The organism is Mesorhizobium sp. M8A.F.Ca.ET.208.01.1.1 (genome assembly GCF_004791315.1).
GTDB lineage: Bacteria > Pseudomonadota > Alphaproteobacteria > Rhizobiales > Rhizobiaceae > Mesorhizobium.
Genome location: NZ_SRUT01000004.1, coordinates 130,624 through 145,493 on the forward strand (window position 1 = coordinate 130,624; position 14,870 = coordinate 145,493).

Genomic DNA, 14,870 nt, shown 5'->3' on the forward strand with positions numbered 1-14,870 from the left:
CTACACACCCGCTATCGACATGATCCGAGTGGCGGCCTGAACTAGGCCGGCAAACTCATGTTCGTTGGCACTGTTTTTCGCTTGCATCCCGGTTAGGCGGGGACAGACGCCCTACTGCGACGCCTGCCCGGCTTGTCCGTGTCTCGCTCGCCTGACGTTTCGGGTTCGGTCTCAATGATCTCGCCCGCCACCACGGCGCGGGTCCGCTCCAGCATCGCGGGGATGTCCCGCGCGGGCAGCGGGCGGCTGAGCAGGAAGCCCTGCGCCTCGGTGCAGCCTTCTCTTCGGACCCGTTCCAGCTGCTCCACGGTCTCGACGCCCTCGGCGGTGGTCTGCATCCCGAGGCTGTTGCCGAGGCTCGTGACCGCTCGAATGATGGCGACGGAACTGTCGATATCTCCGGCGTCCGTGATGAAGGATTGATCGATCTTGATCTTGTCGAATGGGAACGAGCGCAGATAGCTCAAGCTCGAATATCCGGTTCCGAAGTCGTCCATCGCGATATGAACGCCGAGCATGTGGATATGTTGCAGCATCGAGAGAGTCGCCTGGCTGTTGGCCAGCAGCACTGTCTCGGTGATCTCAAGCTCAAGCCGGCTGGGGGGCAGTCCCGAGATATCCAATGCCTCGACGATGGTGGAGAGCAAGCGCGCGTTGCGAAATTGCGCCGGGCACAGATTGACGGCGACCTTGATGCTACCGGGCCAGCTTGCCGCGTCGAGACAGGCTTGCTTGATAACCCATTCACCGATCGGGACGATGAGGCCGATGTCCTCGGCCAGCGGGATGAATTCTCCCGGGGATACGATGCCGCGCGTCGGGTGATGCCAGCGCAGCAGCGCCTCGAAGCAGCTGACCTCGCCGCGGTCGAGATTGAGGAGCGGTTGGTAGTAGATTTCGAACTGCTGCCGCACCACCGCTTCGCGCAGGTCGAGTTCGAGAAACCGCCGCGCCTGCATGCGCGCATCCATTTCCGGTTCGAAGAACCTGTAGGTTCCGCGGCCTTCCGCCTTCGCCCGGTAGAGCGCCATGTCGCCGGTCTTGAGAAGTTGGTCGGCGTCAATGCCATCGTCCGGCGCGATCGAGATGCCGATGCTGGCGCTGATCATAACCCCGTGGCCATCGACGACATAAGGTGCGCTCAGCCCATCAATGACCCGTTGGGCAAGAGCTGTCGCCTCGACCGGCTGATCAACCGCGGTTTGAATGATCACGAACTCATCGCCGCCGAGCCTTGCCACGGTGTCGCCTTCACGGGCCACCTGTTTCAGTCTGGCGGCGACCTCCTTCAGCAAGGCGTCGCCAACCGGGTGCCCCAGCGTGTCGTTGACCATCTTGAAATGATCGAGATCGAGGCAGTGGAAAGCAATCTTGCTACCATCACGCCGCATCTCGACCAAAGCCTCCTCGGCGCGTTCGCGGAACAATATGCGATTTGGAAGCTCGGTAAGTCCGTCGTGGCGCGCCATGTATGAAATCTTGGCTTCGCTCCGCCGCAAGTCGGTCACGTCATGGTGAGTGGCAAGCCACCCGCCGCCCGGCAGTGGCTGATGGATGAGGTCGATGGTGCGTCCGTCCCTGAGTTCCACCAGGCTCACCGTCCGCTCTGCGCGATCGATGGTCTCCGTCAGCTGCTGCACATACTTTTCCGGGTCATGGCCGGCATAGAGGCCCGCCGCGATCCGGAACCGCATCAAATCGATCCACGGCGTGCCGGGACGAGTCAGGGGCTCCGGCACATGGTAGAGATCGGCGTAGCTTTGGTTGCACAGAACCAGCCGCCTCTCCGCATCGAACATGCAAAGCCCTACGGGCATATTGGCGGCGGCCGCGGCCAATTGCTGCCGCTCCAGCTCGGCTTCTCGGGCCAAGGCATCGCTGCGCTCCAGGCTGGCCCGGTAGCCGGCAAAGGCCGAGAACAGCACTCCAACCTCGTCCTGCCGATCCCTTTTCAGCGCAATGAGACTCGAACGGCGCTCGCCCTGCGCCAAGCAACGCATCGCCTCGGTCACGGCGAGGATCGGCTTGCTGACATTGTGGCGTATCCAGGCGACAAGCCCACCAAGACACCCGGCGGCAAAAAGAACTGCCAGCCAAGTCAATCTTTGCGCAACGGTGTAGGTCCTGTCCGCCATCACCGCCGCGGCCGTGCTGCGCTCGTTGGTGAGGGCCAGCAGGTCGTCCAATCGCTGCGTGGCGGCGGCAACGGTCGGGAGCGATACCGTCTCGAACTCCTTGACAGCCATTGTTCGCCCTCCTGTTTCGAGGAGCGGGAAAATCGATGTCAGGGAATCTTCGTAGGCCGTCCATAGGTTGACGAACTGGTCGAACAGCTGCTGCTCGGCCAGCGATCCGGCACTCCGGCGATAGGCGCGCCGACCTTGCAGTATTTCGTCGCTTTCCCTCGCCATCTCCTTCTCAATGCCGGCTATCTGCGCAGCCTCGGCAGTGCGCACGCGCAACGTCGCATAGAGCTGGTGTTCCGCGAGGTTGCGCTTCATCTCGCCGACGATCTGGACCTGGGGCAACCAAACGCTGGTGATCTCGCTCGTGACCTTGTTGAGTGATCGCAGTTGCGCGACCCCAAATACTCCCACGGCCACGACGCACAGCAGCGCCAGCCCAAAGCCCAACGAGAGCTTGGTCCCGACGCTAATGTCCTTTAGCCCTCTCATCTAGAAAACTGCAAACGCAAGACCAGTCCTCGTCAAATAGCATCGAGCTTTAGCGAATAGTAAAAGTATTCCTAGTGTCGCGTCTAAGGTATTAATGCTGGCTTAAGACTGCGTAATCCCCTAGAGGATCGACCAAACCACGTTGTAAAAGGCCGGCGGATGAAGCTCACCGATTTCCATATGATCCGATGACGGGCCTACAATGAGATCGAGGTGCTCGCACCTAGTCTTGGAAGCCGCTTGCAGCTTCTTTCACCGCACCGTGGGATCGGCCTTCGATCCCCTTCGAATGTAGCGAGGCCAGCCCATATTATGCACGACGATGGGGCTTTGAGGCTGGCAGTCGAATCTATGATCGGCAGTGTTCATCAGCCGAGGAAGGAGCGCCGCGGCGCGCGCCGAGGCGGTGCGCGAACTCGAGCGTGATCGCCGAGATCGAGGCGAAGGAGCCGCTCGAAGCGCTCGACACCTTCATGGCGCAGAACGCATCGATGATCCAGGCCCAGCATGCAGCCTCCAGCTTCGATGTCCATCGGGTCCTTCAGGCCATGGACCACGAGCCGAGACCGCCGCAAGGCGATGCCGGACTGATGCGGCTGCCGGTGGTCGACATGCAAGGCCGGCCGCTGGCCAGCGAAGCCGAGTTGCGCTATTCCATTTTCCACCGCTTGACCTCGGGCGCGGTGAAGGTGGTGGCGGTGCAGCTAAAGGGAACTCCGACTGGAGCCATGCTGACACGCACGTTCACCGTGGAGGGCGTGCCCTACCGCATGGACCTGTTCGGCGGCAGCAAACTGAAGCCGCCGCAAAAGAGCCTGAACCAGCTTGCCTCTCACCTGCCTTTCACGGCCGCAGAGGCCCCAAGCGGCAAGCTTTTGGCGATCCCCTATGCCGAGACGGCTCCGGGTACGGCCTTTGAGCAGCTGTCGCGGGCCTGGGCGCCGTTCAAGGAAGCCTATTACTATACCCAGCGCCGCGGATTTGCCGCGCCGCCGGGCATCCCCGACATTGGCCCCCATGATTATGCGCTGGAAGGGTGCTTCAAGCTGTCCCTTCTGCCCGACCATCCCGCAGGCGCAGTGCATCCCTTCCGGTTCGAGGGGCGAGACGGCGAGATCGCCTTGCGGCCGCATGACGGCTGCGGCTTCATTAGGGCCTCACTGGCCGAGCGCATGCCGTCCATTGCCCGGGCTCGCCACGACGCTCCCGAGCGGATGCCTGCCTATGCCGATAAAAGGCAATCGGCGGTACCGCCCTCGGCGCTGCAACATTATCCGCGTAGCGTCGAGGTAGCACAGGAGACCCGCGAGAAGGCTCAGGCTTGGCTCGAAACCCATCAAAGCCTCACCGCCGAGGAGCTGTTCCGGACGGTCACGGGCGGGCATATCGAGGGTTCGAGCGCTATCGCCGTGCCGTCCAGCGACGAATGCCTGCATGTGCCGACGGGCAAGAGCAAGACCTTGACCCGTGACGCTGGCGTGCTTGTCGGACGCTCCCCCTATGACAAGCCCAACCTGCGCCCGTTCGCCGCCGACCGGGTCAGGTCGGCGCGCGATGGCGACCGGACCGCGGCGTTCCTGGATCGGTGCGTGGCCTTCCAATATAGCTTCAACTTCGCGCACAGGTCGGGGGCTGGGCTTGCCGCCGACGATCCGACCTTCTTTGCCAAAGGCATCTTGATCGTTGTGCCCGACGAAATGTGGCCGGCGGACTTCGCCGAGCGCGGGGTCGTGATGTCTGCCGAGGACGTAAAGTGCCATTCGTACTGGCTGGAGGAAAAGGACCGGGTCAAGGCCGACACCGCGCTCGAGTGCGTCGGCATCCTGCAGGCGACGGAGGTGTTCGCGCCCGGCTCTTTGGTTGCGGTTCCAAGCGTCGAACAAAAAATGCTCGACGGCGATTTTGATGGCGACACCGTCGTCATCATTGGCGACCAGCCTCGCCTTTACGAGCATGTGCGCCAGTTCGACGCGCAGCTGCAGGCGCGCGGCATCGCCTCGATGAAGCCGCCGAAGTCGCACACGCCGGCCATTGAGAAAAGCGGCTACCAGTTCACCCGGTCCAAGCAGATCCTGTCGGCCACCGGGCTGGTGCTGGAGACCTACAGCTGCCTGCAGCGCAACGTGCTGGCGCAGCCGCTGGAGGCGCAACGCTGGTTTGCCGAGCGTGCCATCTTCGGCACCTACGAGGGCATTCATAATGAGCTCAAGGCCGACATCCGCGCACTGTTGCAGGAAGATCGGCCGGATGGCCAGGCCCTCCATGAGCTCATCGCCAGGGCGAGGGAAGACAGCAAGGCCGCCAGGCATCCGGTGGCCTGCGAACTGGCCGCGTTGTTAGTGGCCGAGCTCCAGGACTGGAACCTGCAGCTCAATAGCGAGCCGGCTCATGAGCAGTCGGAAGTCAAGCTGCATGAAAGCGCCATCAATCTGTTGAGCGTCGGCATCAAGGTCGGCACTGACGCCTACAAGTCCGATACCGGTGCGCGGGTGTTCATGCAAAAAACCACCGAATTGCAGCGGCTCTTGGAGCAGAGGCCGGGCTTCAAGTCGGCGCCATATGTCAAGGCGCAGGCGGCAAAGCTCCACCAGGGCCGGTTCGACGTCGATGGCAGCCTGGCGGATCTGAAGGACAACCCCACGCTGGCGGCATCGGTCATGGAGGCCTCGATCAGACTCGCCGTCGAAAAGCGCATTCTGCTCAGCGCCTTAGCAATCTCGGCCGAAGACGACCGCGCCAGCACGATAACGCTGAGCAGCGAACAGGCCCTTGAGCGGGCCAGGCTCGAAGCCGCCCCCGCCGAAGCGCAAGAAAGCGCGATTACCAAAAATTGTGCATGCGGTTGCCGAGCTTTTGCGGCAGGACGGCATCGAGGTGAAGGTGCCGCATCTTGACCAACGGTCGGGCGGGCAGGTCTGGATAGCCGACGAGTTGACCGGCCAGAGCGTGAGCACGGCGCCGGAGGCCCAACTGGTCACCAATGCCGTGCGCCATGTCTTCGAGATCCCGGACGAGGCTTTTACGCGCGCCTTCAGGAAGGCGGCACTGGCCTTCGAGGAGCGGGACTGCAGCGAGGTCGAGACCACCAACTGGGTCATCAGGATGGACAGGCCGCGGTTACGCGGCGTTCACACGGCGTTCAGAACCGCGCAGAACTATCGCTTCGAGGTCGAGTTCCCTACGCCGGCCAGTTATCGGGCCGAGCTCGCGCACCGCGCGCAGAGCTCACAGCTAGTCCCCATTCCCCGTGGTGCCTGGGAGATATTACACTGGGACTCGTCAGGAGAAAGCAGGTCGAGGGCGGCAGGGACCTCCAGGTCGCCCATCGTCGCAAGACAACAGATTGCGGTCGCTCGCTCGCCGCAAGCCGGCGAGATCCTCGCGGCCCTCGGTACGCGGCCGGTCGTGCTCGTCGGCATGCCGGCGAGCGGCAAGTCGACCATCGGCGCCCAGCTTGCCAAGGAGTTGGGGGTGGAGTTTGTCGACATCGATAAGCATATCGTCGCCGATCACGGCAATCTGATGGAGATGTTCGCCGACCCTGGCCGTGGCGAGGCGCACTTCAGGGACCTGGAGACCAAAGAGCTCGCCAAGCAGCTGGAGAGAGGCCCCATCGTCATCGCAACCGGCGGCGGCTGCTTTGGCAAGGAGTCCAATCAAGCCCTGATTCTTAATAAGGCGAGGTCGATCTGGCTCGACACCCGAGCTGAAAGAGCTCCGCAGGCGCCTCGAGAGGGACACCAGCCGGCCGCTGCTGCAAGGCGCCGACATCGAGCAGAAGGTTGACCAGCTGTACGAAGAGCGCAGTCCGTTCTACCAAAAGGCCGATATCAGGTTGCCCCTCGTCCCGCCCTTTCAAAAAGACAAGAAGGACGCCCGCATTTGCGTGAAGGAACTCTACGCTTTCCTGTGCAGCGACAGAGAAGCCGCTCTGCCCGCTGCCGAGATATCACATGTCTCCGGTGCTTCCGGCACCGCCATCAGCATGTCCCCAACAGCTCAGCGCATGCACGATGATCATCACAACGGCTACGATTGCGGGGGCGGCGTCGTGGAAACCATCCAGGCGCCGGCGGCACTATTGAGTGAAAGGGAACGGCCGCCGCTCCTCGACACCCTCACCGCCGACCCGCAGCCTTTGCTGGCCGGCAATAACGCACGAGCGAATTTAGCGTCTTCCACGAGAAGCAGGGAACGCTCAAGTCGAGGACGATAGCTTAGGCGTCGCAGGTTTGGTGCAGGGTGCGGGTTCGCACCGAATGCTAATAAAAGTGGGAAACGCATGCATAAGTCGTGAGAAGCCTGATGGCCGAGTTGATCCGGCCTGGATGACACAAACGTACAAAGACGAACCGCCGGTGCCGGGTCGCGCGCCAAATCCTGGTGATCGACCGGAAAGGATCAGCTCCGAGTCTAAACGGCATCGTCAACTTAATGAAGCGCGGATACTATGACAGAGTGACCCAATCCACCGCCGCGCCATTGCGTCGGTTTCGACAGATAAGATGGATTGGGCAGGCGAGCTCAAAAGAGCGATTGTAAATCGCAGTTGTAGCAGTGTAACAAACTGCGTAACAAAAAGCGCGAAAAGATTAGCATTTTCAGCAGGATAGGCGTGAAACCGAATCCCTCCCTCTCCGCCACATCATTCCCTTAAGTTGCTGGTCTTGCGGCCTAAATTCGGGCGCGAATAGTTCTTCCCCACGCGCTTCCCCATTATGAGGCTGTGCGGCCGAGCTGGACCCGGCCGCACAGCAGGGAGCCTCTACCCGAACTTTGAGTTCTCAGGATCCCATTCGTCGATCAGGTCGAAGAGCGGACTGAAGTCGAGATAGCGCTCGCGCAGCCTGTCCGCCAGATCGGCGTCACCGCCGTCGGATATGGCAGTCACAATCGCCTCAAGGCTGACTGCGCCAAAGGGCAGCGCATCGGTACCTGACGGTGCCAGATGCCCTTTGTAAGCATCGATCGCCGTTGACATTTCATAATTGAGCGACGGCGACACGATGACGAAAGCTCCTCGATCGAAATGACGACGCTCGTGAACCATCGTAAAGCAAAGCGCATGCTCGGCGAAAAATTGGCGGAGTGGTGCTTGATGCAGAGCGGGGTTCTCTGGATCAATGAACAGCTTCGAGCGGCGGGCCACTTCGAGGTGCCGTTCTTTGACGGGAGTCGACGTTCCGGGCCGGCACTCCGAGTACTTGACCTCAACGCCGACGAAGCACGACTTTCCGTCGTCACCGGTGTACGCGATCAGCACGTCCAGGGCAGTATGATCGCCGATGTAGGCCTCGTCGCCTCGCCCTGGCGAGGTCTCGAAATATATCCCATCCACCTGTTTGGCCTTGATCCCGAAGGCCTGCTTCAGAACCTTTTTCGATAGGGCTGTGTCCAACTTCAGAGCGCCGAACAGGTTGAAGACGAGAGCTGAACTACTCAGCAGATTTTCCCAGGCGCGGGCCTCGTCGATCAGCGCGCCGCGCTCCCGATAGGCGATTTCTCGCCTGGTTAGCTTGGCGATATCTGGTCGAAGGTAGTTGACGCCCGCACGTGCGGCGGCAGGCTCCAGTCGGCTTCCGAGCAGCCGAGAGATTTGCTGGCCATTTGTATAGCTCCCGACTCCGAAGCCCCTGCGCGCCCGCCAGACGGATTGGAGCAGGCGTGCGCAGGACTGGAAACGCGTGTCCAAGGGCTCATGACACTCAAAGCGCTCAAGGACTTCACGGGGAGGGATGGGCAGGGTAGCCTTTTGATAAGGTAGCATTTTTTCTCCTTCTCGCCATTTGGCGAGAAGGGATTCGCCGATGTCCCCAATAAGTACACAGCGGGGTATTCATTTAGGCCAAGGTTATCTGCCCAACGGTCTGGCCTTTATACATGCAAGTGCGACCGTTCGCACGCCAACCCGAACGGAGATAATCATGAACGATCAGGATAACGAGGATAGCGACTGCGAGCTTAACGGGGATGAGCGAGCCTGGGCAGACCTTGAAGGAGGCACTCCTGCTTATGGCAAGGGCTATGGGTCCGGTTTTCGGAGCCAGCTGCAGCGCGCGATTTGGGGAGATAACGAAGATGATCTTCTTTATGACGCGCCGTCTGCCAAGCGGCGGCGAGAAACGAAACGCGAGAAGCTCAGGTACATAACTAAGGACCAGTTTTACGAACTCTTCGACGCGGTCTGCTTTGCAAATTTAAGCGGCCGGGTCATGAATGTCGAGTTTACTCTCCAGCTTGGCAACCTAGGTATCCTTGGCGAAAGCGCGGCGTTTGGGGCTCTCGGAATTTGGATGAAACGTTATCGCGACTGGTGCTCACAGCGTGACATTGAGCGCGTGTACATCTACGTTTGGGAGCGCCCCCCGGGCAGAAGCCTACATCTGCACATGCAGTTTCATATACCGGCTGAATATCTGACTGACTTCAAAGGCTGGGCGCGTGGCTCTGTTCAATCGTTGTGCAAACCAGCGGCCTATGCATCTCATACGCAACCCCAGATCGAACTCCGGCGAACAGCCAGAGTGAAAAGCCAATGGAAGTGGTTTGAGTACCTGATAAAGGGCTTGTCGCCTGAGATATGTCTGCCCGGAACCGGACCCAGAAAGACTCTCGTCGATCAACTCGGCATTCGCGCAGAGCCTCAAGGCGAAATCGCTGGAAAGCGGGTCGGGTCTTCTCGCTCCATATCTTGGCAGGCCAGGAACGACGCGCAAATTGCCGGCACGTTCGCTCCGTGGCGCCCCGACCGGGATGCCCCGGCCGAAGCGTTCTGGACCGACGTCTACTTGAAGATGTGGCAATCTCGCACGGAGGACCCTTTGTTCTGACAGCGGCCCTGCGTTTTTGAAAAACACAGACAAGGATCGGCGCAAACGCAGAATGGGTCTGTTCAACCCGTTGAAATCGCGAACTAAAACAAGTGCCACTTCGGTAAAGAAGGCCGATCTTGCTTAACGGACTATCCTGATTTTGAGTGGCGGAGGTAGCGACTGGACCGCCGGGACGCTTGTCAGCTTAGGTGAAGTCACGACCTCGGGAGCCAAGGTAAGTGGCTTGCCGCGTTCAGTCGCGACCAGTTTGATAAACGCCTCCGCCCCCTTATCGGGCTCGGCTGACTTCGCACCATCGCGGGTTATCTTGCCGCCTGAGGGATAGAAATTCAGGCTTCCAATTTTCAGGTGATGCCCGTCGTTTAACCTATCGCATCTCAGCGCGACCTGAGCTGCCCACGATAAAACTCGGTCACGCTCATTGTTGATCCGTTCTTGGCGGGACAGTGGTCGGCTGCCGGACATCAGATTCCCTTTTTGGCCATATCTTCTCTGCGATCGTCCCCGATGGTCCAAAGGCGAAAAGGAGTTGATAGAGAGGATTGAGAAGAGAGGGATAAGGAGAGAGGGATTCGACAGAGGTCTCTTTTTATCGCCCCGTGAACTTAGGGTGATAACCCTGGGTCGAAAACGAAGCTCCACCCACCTACCGATCGGCCGTTGCCTCCGGCAGGGAATGCAGCCAATCCACAGCACTGTCGAAAATGACGAGACGCCGCTTCCCTACCTTCACGCTACGCAATCGCCCGGAGCTTATTTCCTTGTATGCGAGGCTTCGACCGATGCCGGCCCATTCGCAGAATTGCTGTAACGTCATAGCGCCCCGCTGGGCTTGAACTGCTTGATTTGACATAGGTTGCTCCGCCGTCGATTGACGATGGCTATGGAGCCGCTACGCCCGCCACGATAATCCGCCCGAGCCATACTCTCACCGATTTAGTGGACTGAACGTCGACGATCATCATGTTGGAATGCATAGCCATGAAACCAGGATAAGCGGCAGAGTTGAGGACCCCGCCCCGGCATGCTGGCCAGCAACGCAAGGGCCCCGACCAGCGTGGCATTGTAGCCACACACCATGTTTTTCGCGGCCAGGTGTAAATTCCTCGACGGTTCCAACGTATCTATAGAGGCGAGCGAACTCGCCGCGACTTCGAGACGAGGGCTTCCCGTTGGAACCGAGCAACTGCTTCACCAGCCAGATCGGCATCTTCTGGTGCGTAAGATGGAAAGCCGAACTCAGGCTTTTGGCTGCATCATGTCTTGTTGCTGACGGGGAGCCATATGGCGAGATGATAACCTATGGCTCCGGGCACTACACCACATGGAATAGATGGCGGAAGTCCGGGACCGCGCACCTGGAGCGCGTCATCGCGAATGCTTTCGAATACGAGGAATGGCCGCGAGGGCGCGTTTCCTTTGACACCAACAGGAAAAGGCCTCTTCTGCTTTGCGATGCAAAGGTGATGAAGGGCGGTCCCATCGGCCTCGTTTTGTCACGATTCAGTTTATCATTTCCCAATCTGACGACGGGTACAGATCCCCATTACAAGAGCACCCTGAACCTCGAAAATGTTTAAGCCACGGGGTCGGCGTAAATGAGCTCAAAATCGGCCAAGCGGTGAGCTGCAGGAGGCGGGAATACCGAGCGCGGTCATGGGGACCCAGGAAGCGGAAACGAGCTCTGGCGGGCTCTATTTTTCTCAGGCGTGGGGCGGCCGCTATTCCGGTGCGATCTCTACAAAAGGCTGAAACCCCAGGTATGATGATCCGCCCTTGAGGTAGTCGCCGTACCAAGCCTCACACGGCAGCTCGTCCATAAGCTTGTTATTGTCGTCAAACCTCAAGCCACTCTCCTCTGAAGCGTATTGCGCGTCAAAAAGGTGAGGGTTCGCCTTGTACGTTTTGGCGAGAAACCTCTTGCCGGCTGGCGTCAGCGTCAGGTGGCAGTAATCAGCGACGAACTTCAGTTCACCGCCAGCGACAGGGCCACCCTTTTCCGCAGGGAAAGCCGGCGTCGCCAAAGCGATCGCGAAAACGAGTCCGCAAACCAGTTTCATATCCATATCCCAACATAGAGTCGCTAGAGGCTGATCCTGGCCACGCCGGGGCTAAGGCTGGCGCCACAGGCTGGGCTCACAGGGAGCACCGATAGCTGCCCTCGCTCCCTTGAGGGTGAATTTGACCGGATCGATGTTGGGGACAACGACACTCACCGATCGAGAGCTACGCAGTTGCTTCATAACCTCTTGGTACCAAGAGATGCCGGCTCGGTTGTCGGTGGTGATAACGCCCGTGTACGGGCTGAGCGATTTTGAACCGTCAAAGATAAGCGTAAGCGGCTCGTTGATTTCCTGATCGGCGATTTTAATCGTGATTCCGGTGCCGCCGGGATTGGTAGCCCCACGATTGCATGTCACCATTATCTCATTGCCTGGACCGTGGGTAATAATCGCCTCATCGAAACCCTGCCCTGAGCCAGAGACCCAATGATCATCGTTGCCAAAGGCGAACGCCTGGTTGGCGATCATTAACAGCATGGCAGCGCTCATAAGAGCACGTGCAAACGTCCCAATTTCTACACTCAAGCTCAGTCCTCGCCTCTCGCCTGAATAATAGGTCAGCCTAGACACATCTGTTGTCGCACGAGGGCAGAATGCAATTCAACGATCGTTGCGGGACATCATGGCCCCAAACAGCACCAGCAAGAGAAGAAGGACCAGCGAGAACGCTAGCTGGACCGCTGTCAGGAATAAGCCAAACACAACGTTTGTTTTGATGACACTCATCCCCAGGGCGGCGATTCCGAATATAGCAGCGAGAACCGCCACAAGCACCTCACCGTTCCCAGGAGCGCCCTGTGCGTGGTGATTGATCCAAACTAGAAGAACTAGACAAATAACCGCTAAGGACGACAGAACAACGCCACCAAACATATGGCCCAAGCTAAGGCCGTATCTGCCGCAAAGGCTGATTGTCCATGCCAAACTAACAGTCAGCGAGACAATCGTGGCAACCCAATACGCGGCCTTCCACATCGGCACGAAGTCGTTCGTGGCGCTTTCATAAAGAAGATACACGCCGAGAGACAGGGTCGCCATCAGGAACAGCGAGCTTATGGTGCCGCCGAATGGCACCCCACCAGAAGATTCGTTGTCCAGAGTGTCTTCAACCTGGTTAGGCATCCGCCCCCCCTTTTTACTGGCCCGCCTCAATCATGATGCTCAATTGAACCCTTGTCCGCCTAGCCAGATATCCGGCGAACAAACTTTTCGAGCCAAAGGTTGCCGTTATGTCCACCACCACCTGAACTCAGAACGGTAGCTCTTCGAACTGCACCCAATACTGGCCGTCACGGAAGGTTTTGGAATAGCTGATGCGACTATTTCGCCCCGTACTCCAAGTCGCTCTCCCGATACAAGAAACCGTCGTTGGCGATTGGGATGACGTCGACATGTAAACTATGTCTTTGATGGCAATGCCATCATTTTGTGCAGCACTGTTTACAGAGACAGAGATGACATCGTCGTGGATGCTTTGACAGTCCAAATTCCCTACCGGAACACCAGCCTGCCGGAGTAAATCTACAACCATATAGACGGGATGAGGCGGTTTACCGTGCGCCAACCAGTTAAGACCATACGTGAGAATGTAGGACCCAACAGCTATACTAACCACCGCCTTGAAAAGGCCAACGAAGAATCCAGGACCTCCAGTTTGGGGATCGGCCTTATGATGGACCGCTCCGCAGTTAGGACAGCTCGGCGCTTTGTTAGAAATCTCTTTTCCGCATTCAGAACAAATCACAAGTGCCATGCGCCATCCAATAATTTCAGTCGTTTGATCTCGCGTGCACCGTCGTTCAAGTCGGAGCCCGGTAGCCGTCCGCCTGGCATTTCGTGTTACGCCGCGACGATGATGATATTGTCAGCCAAGAAGCCCCTGCCCCTGGTGTTGCGAGGCCCCGCCGGTTAGTGAAGCGCAACATACATACTATAGTTGATAACGTTAAGCAGCAAATTCCGCAACGCAGAAGCGCATGGACATGCGCGCGCTCGTGGGAGAGAACTTCGCCCGTCTTCGGCGGGAAAAAGGCCTGACTCAGGAAGAGGTCGCAGCGCGCTCTGGCTTTAGCCAGCAATATCTGAGCGGACTGGAGAAGGGTAAGAGGAACCCCACTGTCATCACACTGTTCGAGCTTGCTCAGGCCATTGGAGTGAGTCACCTTGATCTGCTAAGGCCCAGTGATGAGAAGTGTCGTCGATAGTTCTCATCCTGGCAGCATCTTTATCTGGGCCAAATGGCAGTCGAAGAACGCAAATATCCCGGTGAGCTTGCATCCCCGCAGCAGGTTTACGAGCTGGCGGAGCAGTACCGCAAGGCGGCCGACCTGCTCGTTAAGCTTGGCCGACCCGGCAAGCCGCTCACCAGAGCGCCGTTCCGACTATCGGCCATCCATGCGATCGAACTCTATCTGACCGCACTTTTGCTCGATCGTGGGCACAGTCCCAATCAGATACGCAAAATGCAGCACGACTTGTCGGCGCGGACGGAACAGGCGCTTGAGGCAGGTCTTCGCCTTCGCGCGAAAACCGCCAAGCACCTCCAGTCCCTCAGTCAGAACCGGGAATATCTCATCACACGCTACGGCCCGGAACTGGCAGCAACCGCGTCGCAGATTAATCGCCTCACCGCCACCCTTGAAGAGGTGGCGGCAAAGGTCACGCTCTTGATCGGACCGGCCCCCAGGTTACAGCAGGTGGACCCAGCCGCCGCCCGCGAAGTTCAAGGCCGCGATTCGGCGGCCTCGCTGTCGGCGGCGACTGCCAAATCAACAACATGATGCAATACGAAGACATCAACAAGGTACGCGGCCTCGTCTCGTGAAATCGGCAACATGTCTGCGGTGATTTCACTGTCGATATAGGCTTCCGGGTCCCAGAGGGTTCGAGTCAGCTTCTCGTTGGCCGGCTCAATTCGCTCTATAACCCTTTCAAACGCCGAGTTTGCGGCATCGATAAGCACGGCACGGTCAGCACCAGTGAGTGGCAGGGAGGCAATCACGGCATGGGTATCCATGACGGTTTTCCTTATGGAATGGCGACCTCTTGCCTCAGCATATCCGGCTCGCCATGCCGATGCTGGTTCTTGAAAAGTGGCTAATCGAAGCGCCAGGCGCCACCTTATGCTCACATGCGCGGAACCATGATACGCCGGAATTTGGCACATGCAATCCAAAGCGAGCAAACCATACCGCAAGGCTGCACAACAAAATGGCGGCGATTTATTGAGCCCATTCCTACTTGGTCATCGTCGGATTGCAGCCATTTGCGTCAAAGCGACCTCGGCGCAGGTGAACATC

At 58.8% G+C, this 14,870-nt stretch carries 13 protein-coding genes; 6 read left to right on the forward strand and 7 right to left on the reverse strand.

The genetic code is table 11. The features are described from left to right. Positions 1–92: 92 nt before the first annotated feature. Positions 93–2,675 (reverse strand): EAL domain-containing protein, encoded by a 2,583-nt coding sequence (locus EN851_RS20175; protein ID WP_126057614.1) that lies wholly within the window; start codon positions 2,673–2,675, stop codon positions 93–95. Between the two features lie 422 nt (positions 2,676–3,097). Here EN851_RS20175 and EN851_RS20180 point away from each other — a divergent pair, with 422 nt between their 5' ends. Genes EN851_RS20180 through EN851_RS37270 form a run of 3 tightly spaced genes read left to right on the forward strand, consistent with a single transcriptional unit; the run spans position 3,098 to position 6,891 of the window. Then, positions 3,098–5,569, forward strand: a complete 2,472-nt coding sequence (locus tag EN851_RS20180; RefSeq protein ID WP_245455307.1) for a hypothetical protein — start codon at positions 3,098–3,100, stop codon at positions 5,567–5,569. Next, entirely contained in the window at positions 5,556–6,461 is a 906-nt protein-coding gene (locus EN851_RS37715; RefSeq protein WP_245468412.1) for a shikimate kinase, read from the forward strand. The genes EN851_RS20180 and EN851_RS37715 overlap by 14 nt, the downstream gene beginning before the upstream one ends. Beyond that, positions 6,430–6,891 carry a hypothetical protein gene (locus EN851_RS37270; protein WP_245454879.1) on the forward strand — a complete coding sequence of 154 codons (462 nt, stop codon included), beginning with the start codon at positions 6,430–6,432 and terminating at the stop codon, positions 6,889–6,891. Before EN851_RS37715 ends, EN851_RS37270 begins: the two co-directional genes overlap by 32 nt. Before the next feature lie 549 nt (positions 6,892–7,440). On the opposite strand, the gene EN851_RS20185 is transcribed toward EN851_RS37270, so the two are convergent. Then, entirely contained in the window at positions 7,441–8,442 is a 1,002-nt protein-coding gene (locus EN851_RS20185; RefSeq protein ID WP_135929897.1) for a hypothetical protein, read from the reverse strand. A 157-nt stretch (positions 8,443–8,599) separates the two neighbouring features. On the opposite strand from EN851_RS20185, the gene EN851_RS20190 reads away from it, so the two are divergent. Then, positions 8,600–9,505: a hypothetical protein gene (locus EN851_RS20190; RefSeq protein WP_135929898.1), complete on the forward strand. Its 906-nt coding sequence runs from the start codon at positions 8,600–8,602 to the stop codon at positions 9,503–9,505. Between the two features lie 1,724 nt (positions 9,506–11,229). Here EN851_RS20190 and EN851_RS20200 read toward each other — a convergent pair. The 4 genes from EN851_RS20200 to EN851_RS20215 form a co-directional block, all read right to left on the reverse strand. After that, the gene (locus EN851_RS20200; protein ID WP_135929900.1) at positions 11,230–11,568 is read right to left on the reverse strand and encodes a hypothetical protein; all 339 of its coding nucleotides are present in this window, start codon (positions 11,566–11,568) and stop codon (positions 11,230–11,232) included. Positions 11,569–11,619: 51 nt separating this feature from the next. Further along, positions 11,620–12,048: a hypothetical protein gene (locus tag EN851_RS20205; RefSeq protein WP_135929901.1), complete on the reverse strand. Its 429-nt coding sequence runs from the start codon at positions 12,046–12,048 to the stop codon at positions 11,620–11,622. 123 nt (positions 12,049–12,171) lie between these two features. Beyond that, positions 12,172–12,693 (reverse strand): hypothetical protein, encoded by a 522-nt coding sequence (locus EN851_RS20210; protein ID WP_135929902.1) that lies wholly within the window; start codon positions 12,691–12,693, stop codon positions 12,172–12,174. A 127-nt stretch (positions 12,694–12,820) separates the two neighbouring features. Continuing rightward, entirely contained in the window at positions 12,821–13,324 is a 504-nt protein-coding gene (locus tag EN851_RS20215; RefSeq protein WP_135929903.1) for a zinc ribbon domain-containing protein, read from the reverse strand. Between the two features lie 223 nt (positions 13,325–13,547). Here EN851_RS20215 and EN851_RS20220 point away from each other — a divergent pair, with 223 nt between their 5' ends. Next, positions 13,548–13,775: a helix-turn-helix transcriptional regulator gene (locus tag EN851_RS20220; RefSeq protein WP_135929904.1), complete on the forward strand. Its 228-nt coding sequence runs from the start codon at positions 13,548–13,550 to the stop codon at positions 13,773–13,775. Positions 13,776–13,808: 33 nt separating this feature from the next. Beyond that, positions 13,809–14,351, forward strand: a complete 543-nt coding sequence (locus tag EN851_RS20225; RefSeq protein WP_245520780.1) for a hypothetical protein — start codon at positions 13,809–13,811, stop codon at positions 14,349–14,351. On the opposite strand, the gene EN851_RS20230 is transcribed toward EN851_RS20225, so the two are convergent. Then, positions 14,294–14,587, reverse strand: coding sequence for a hypothetical protein (locus EN851_RS20230; RefSeq protein WP_135929905.1), 294 nt, complete (start codon positions 14,585–14,587; stop codon positions 14,294–14,296). The genes EN851_RS20225 and EN851_RS20230 overlap by 58 nt on opposite strands. Positions 14,588–14,870 lie beyond the last annotated feature (283 nt).

Bases quoted from the DNA above. Each gene is read 5' to 3' on its own strand.
- EN851_RS20175 (WP_126057614.1), bottom strand. From the start codon at position 2,675: ATGAGAGGGCTAAAGGACATTAGCGTCGGGACCAAGCTCTCGTTGGGC.
- EN851_RS20185 (WP_135929897.1), bottom strand. From the start codon at position 8,442: ATGCTACCTTATCAAAAGGCTACCCTGCCCATCCCTCCCCGTGAAGTC.
- EN851_RS20190 (WP_135929898.1), top strand. From the start codon at position 8,600: ATGAACGATCAGGATAACGAGGATAGCGACTGCGAGCTTAACGGGGAT.
- EN851_RS20200 (WP_135929900.1), bottom strand. From the start codon at position 11,568: ATGAAACTGGTTTGCGGACTCGTTTTCGCGATCGCTTTGGCGACGCCG.
- EN851_RS20205 (WP_135929901.1), bottom strand. From the start codon at position 12,048: ATGCTGTTAATGATCGCCAACCAGGCGTTCGCCTTTGGCAACGATGAT.
- EN851_RS20210 (WP_135929902.1), bottom strand. From the start codon at position 12,693: ATGCCTAACCAGGTTGAAGACACTCTGGACAACGAATCTTCTGGTGGG.
- EN851_RS20215 (WP_135929903.1), bottom strand. From the start codon at position 13,324: ATGGCACTTGTGATTTGTTCTGAATGCGGAAAAGAGATTTCTAACAAA.
- EN851_RS20220 (WP_135929904.1), top strand. From the start codon at position 13,548: ATGGACATGCGCGCGCTCGTGGGAGAGAACTTCGCCCGTCTTCGGCGG.
- EN851_RS20225 (WP_245520780.1), top strand. From the start codon at position 13,809: ATGGCAGTCGAAGAACGCAAATATCCCGGTGAGCTTGCATCCCCGCAG.
- EN851_RS20230 (WP_135929905.1), bottom strand. From the start codon at position 14,587: ATGGATACCCATGCCGTGATTGCCTCCCTGCCACTCACTGGTGCTGAC.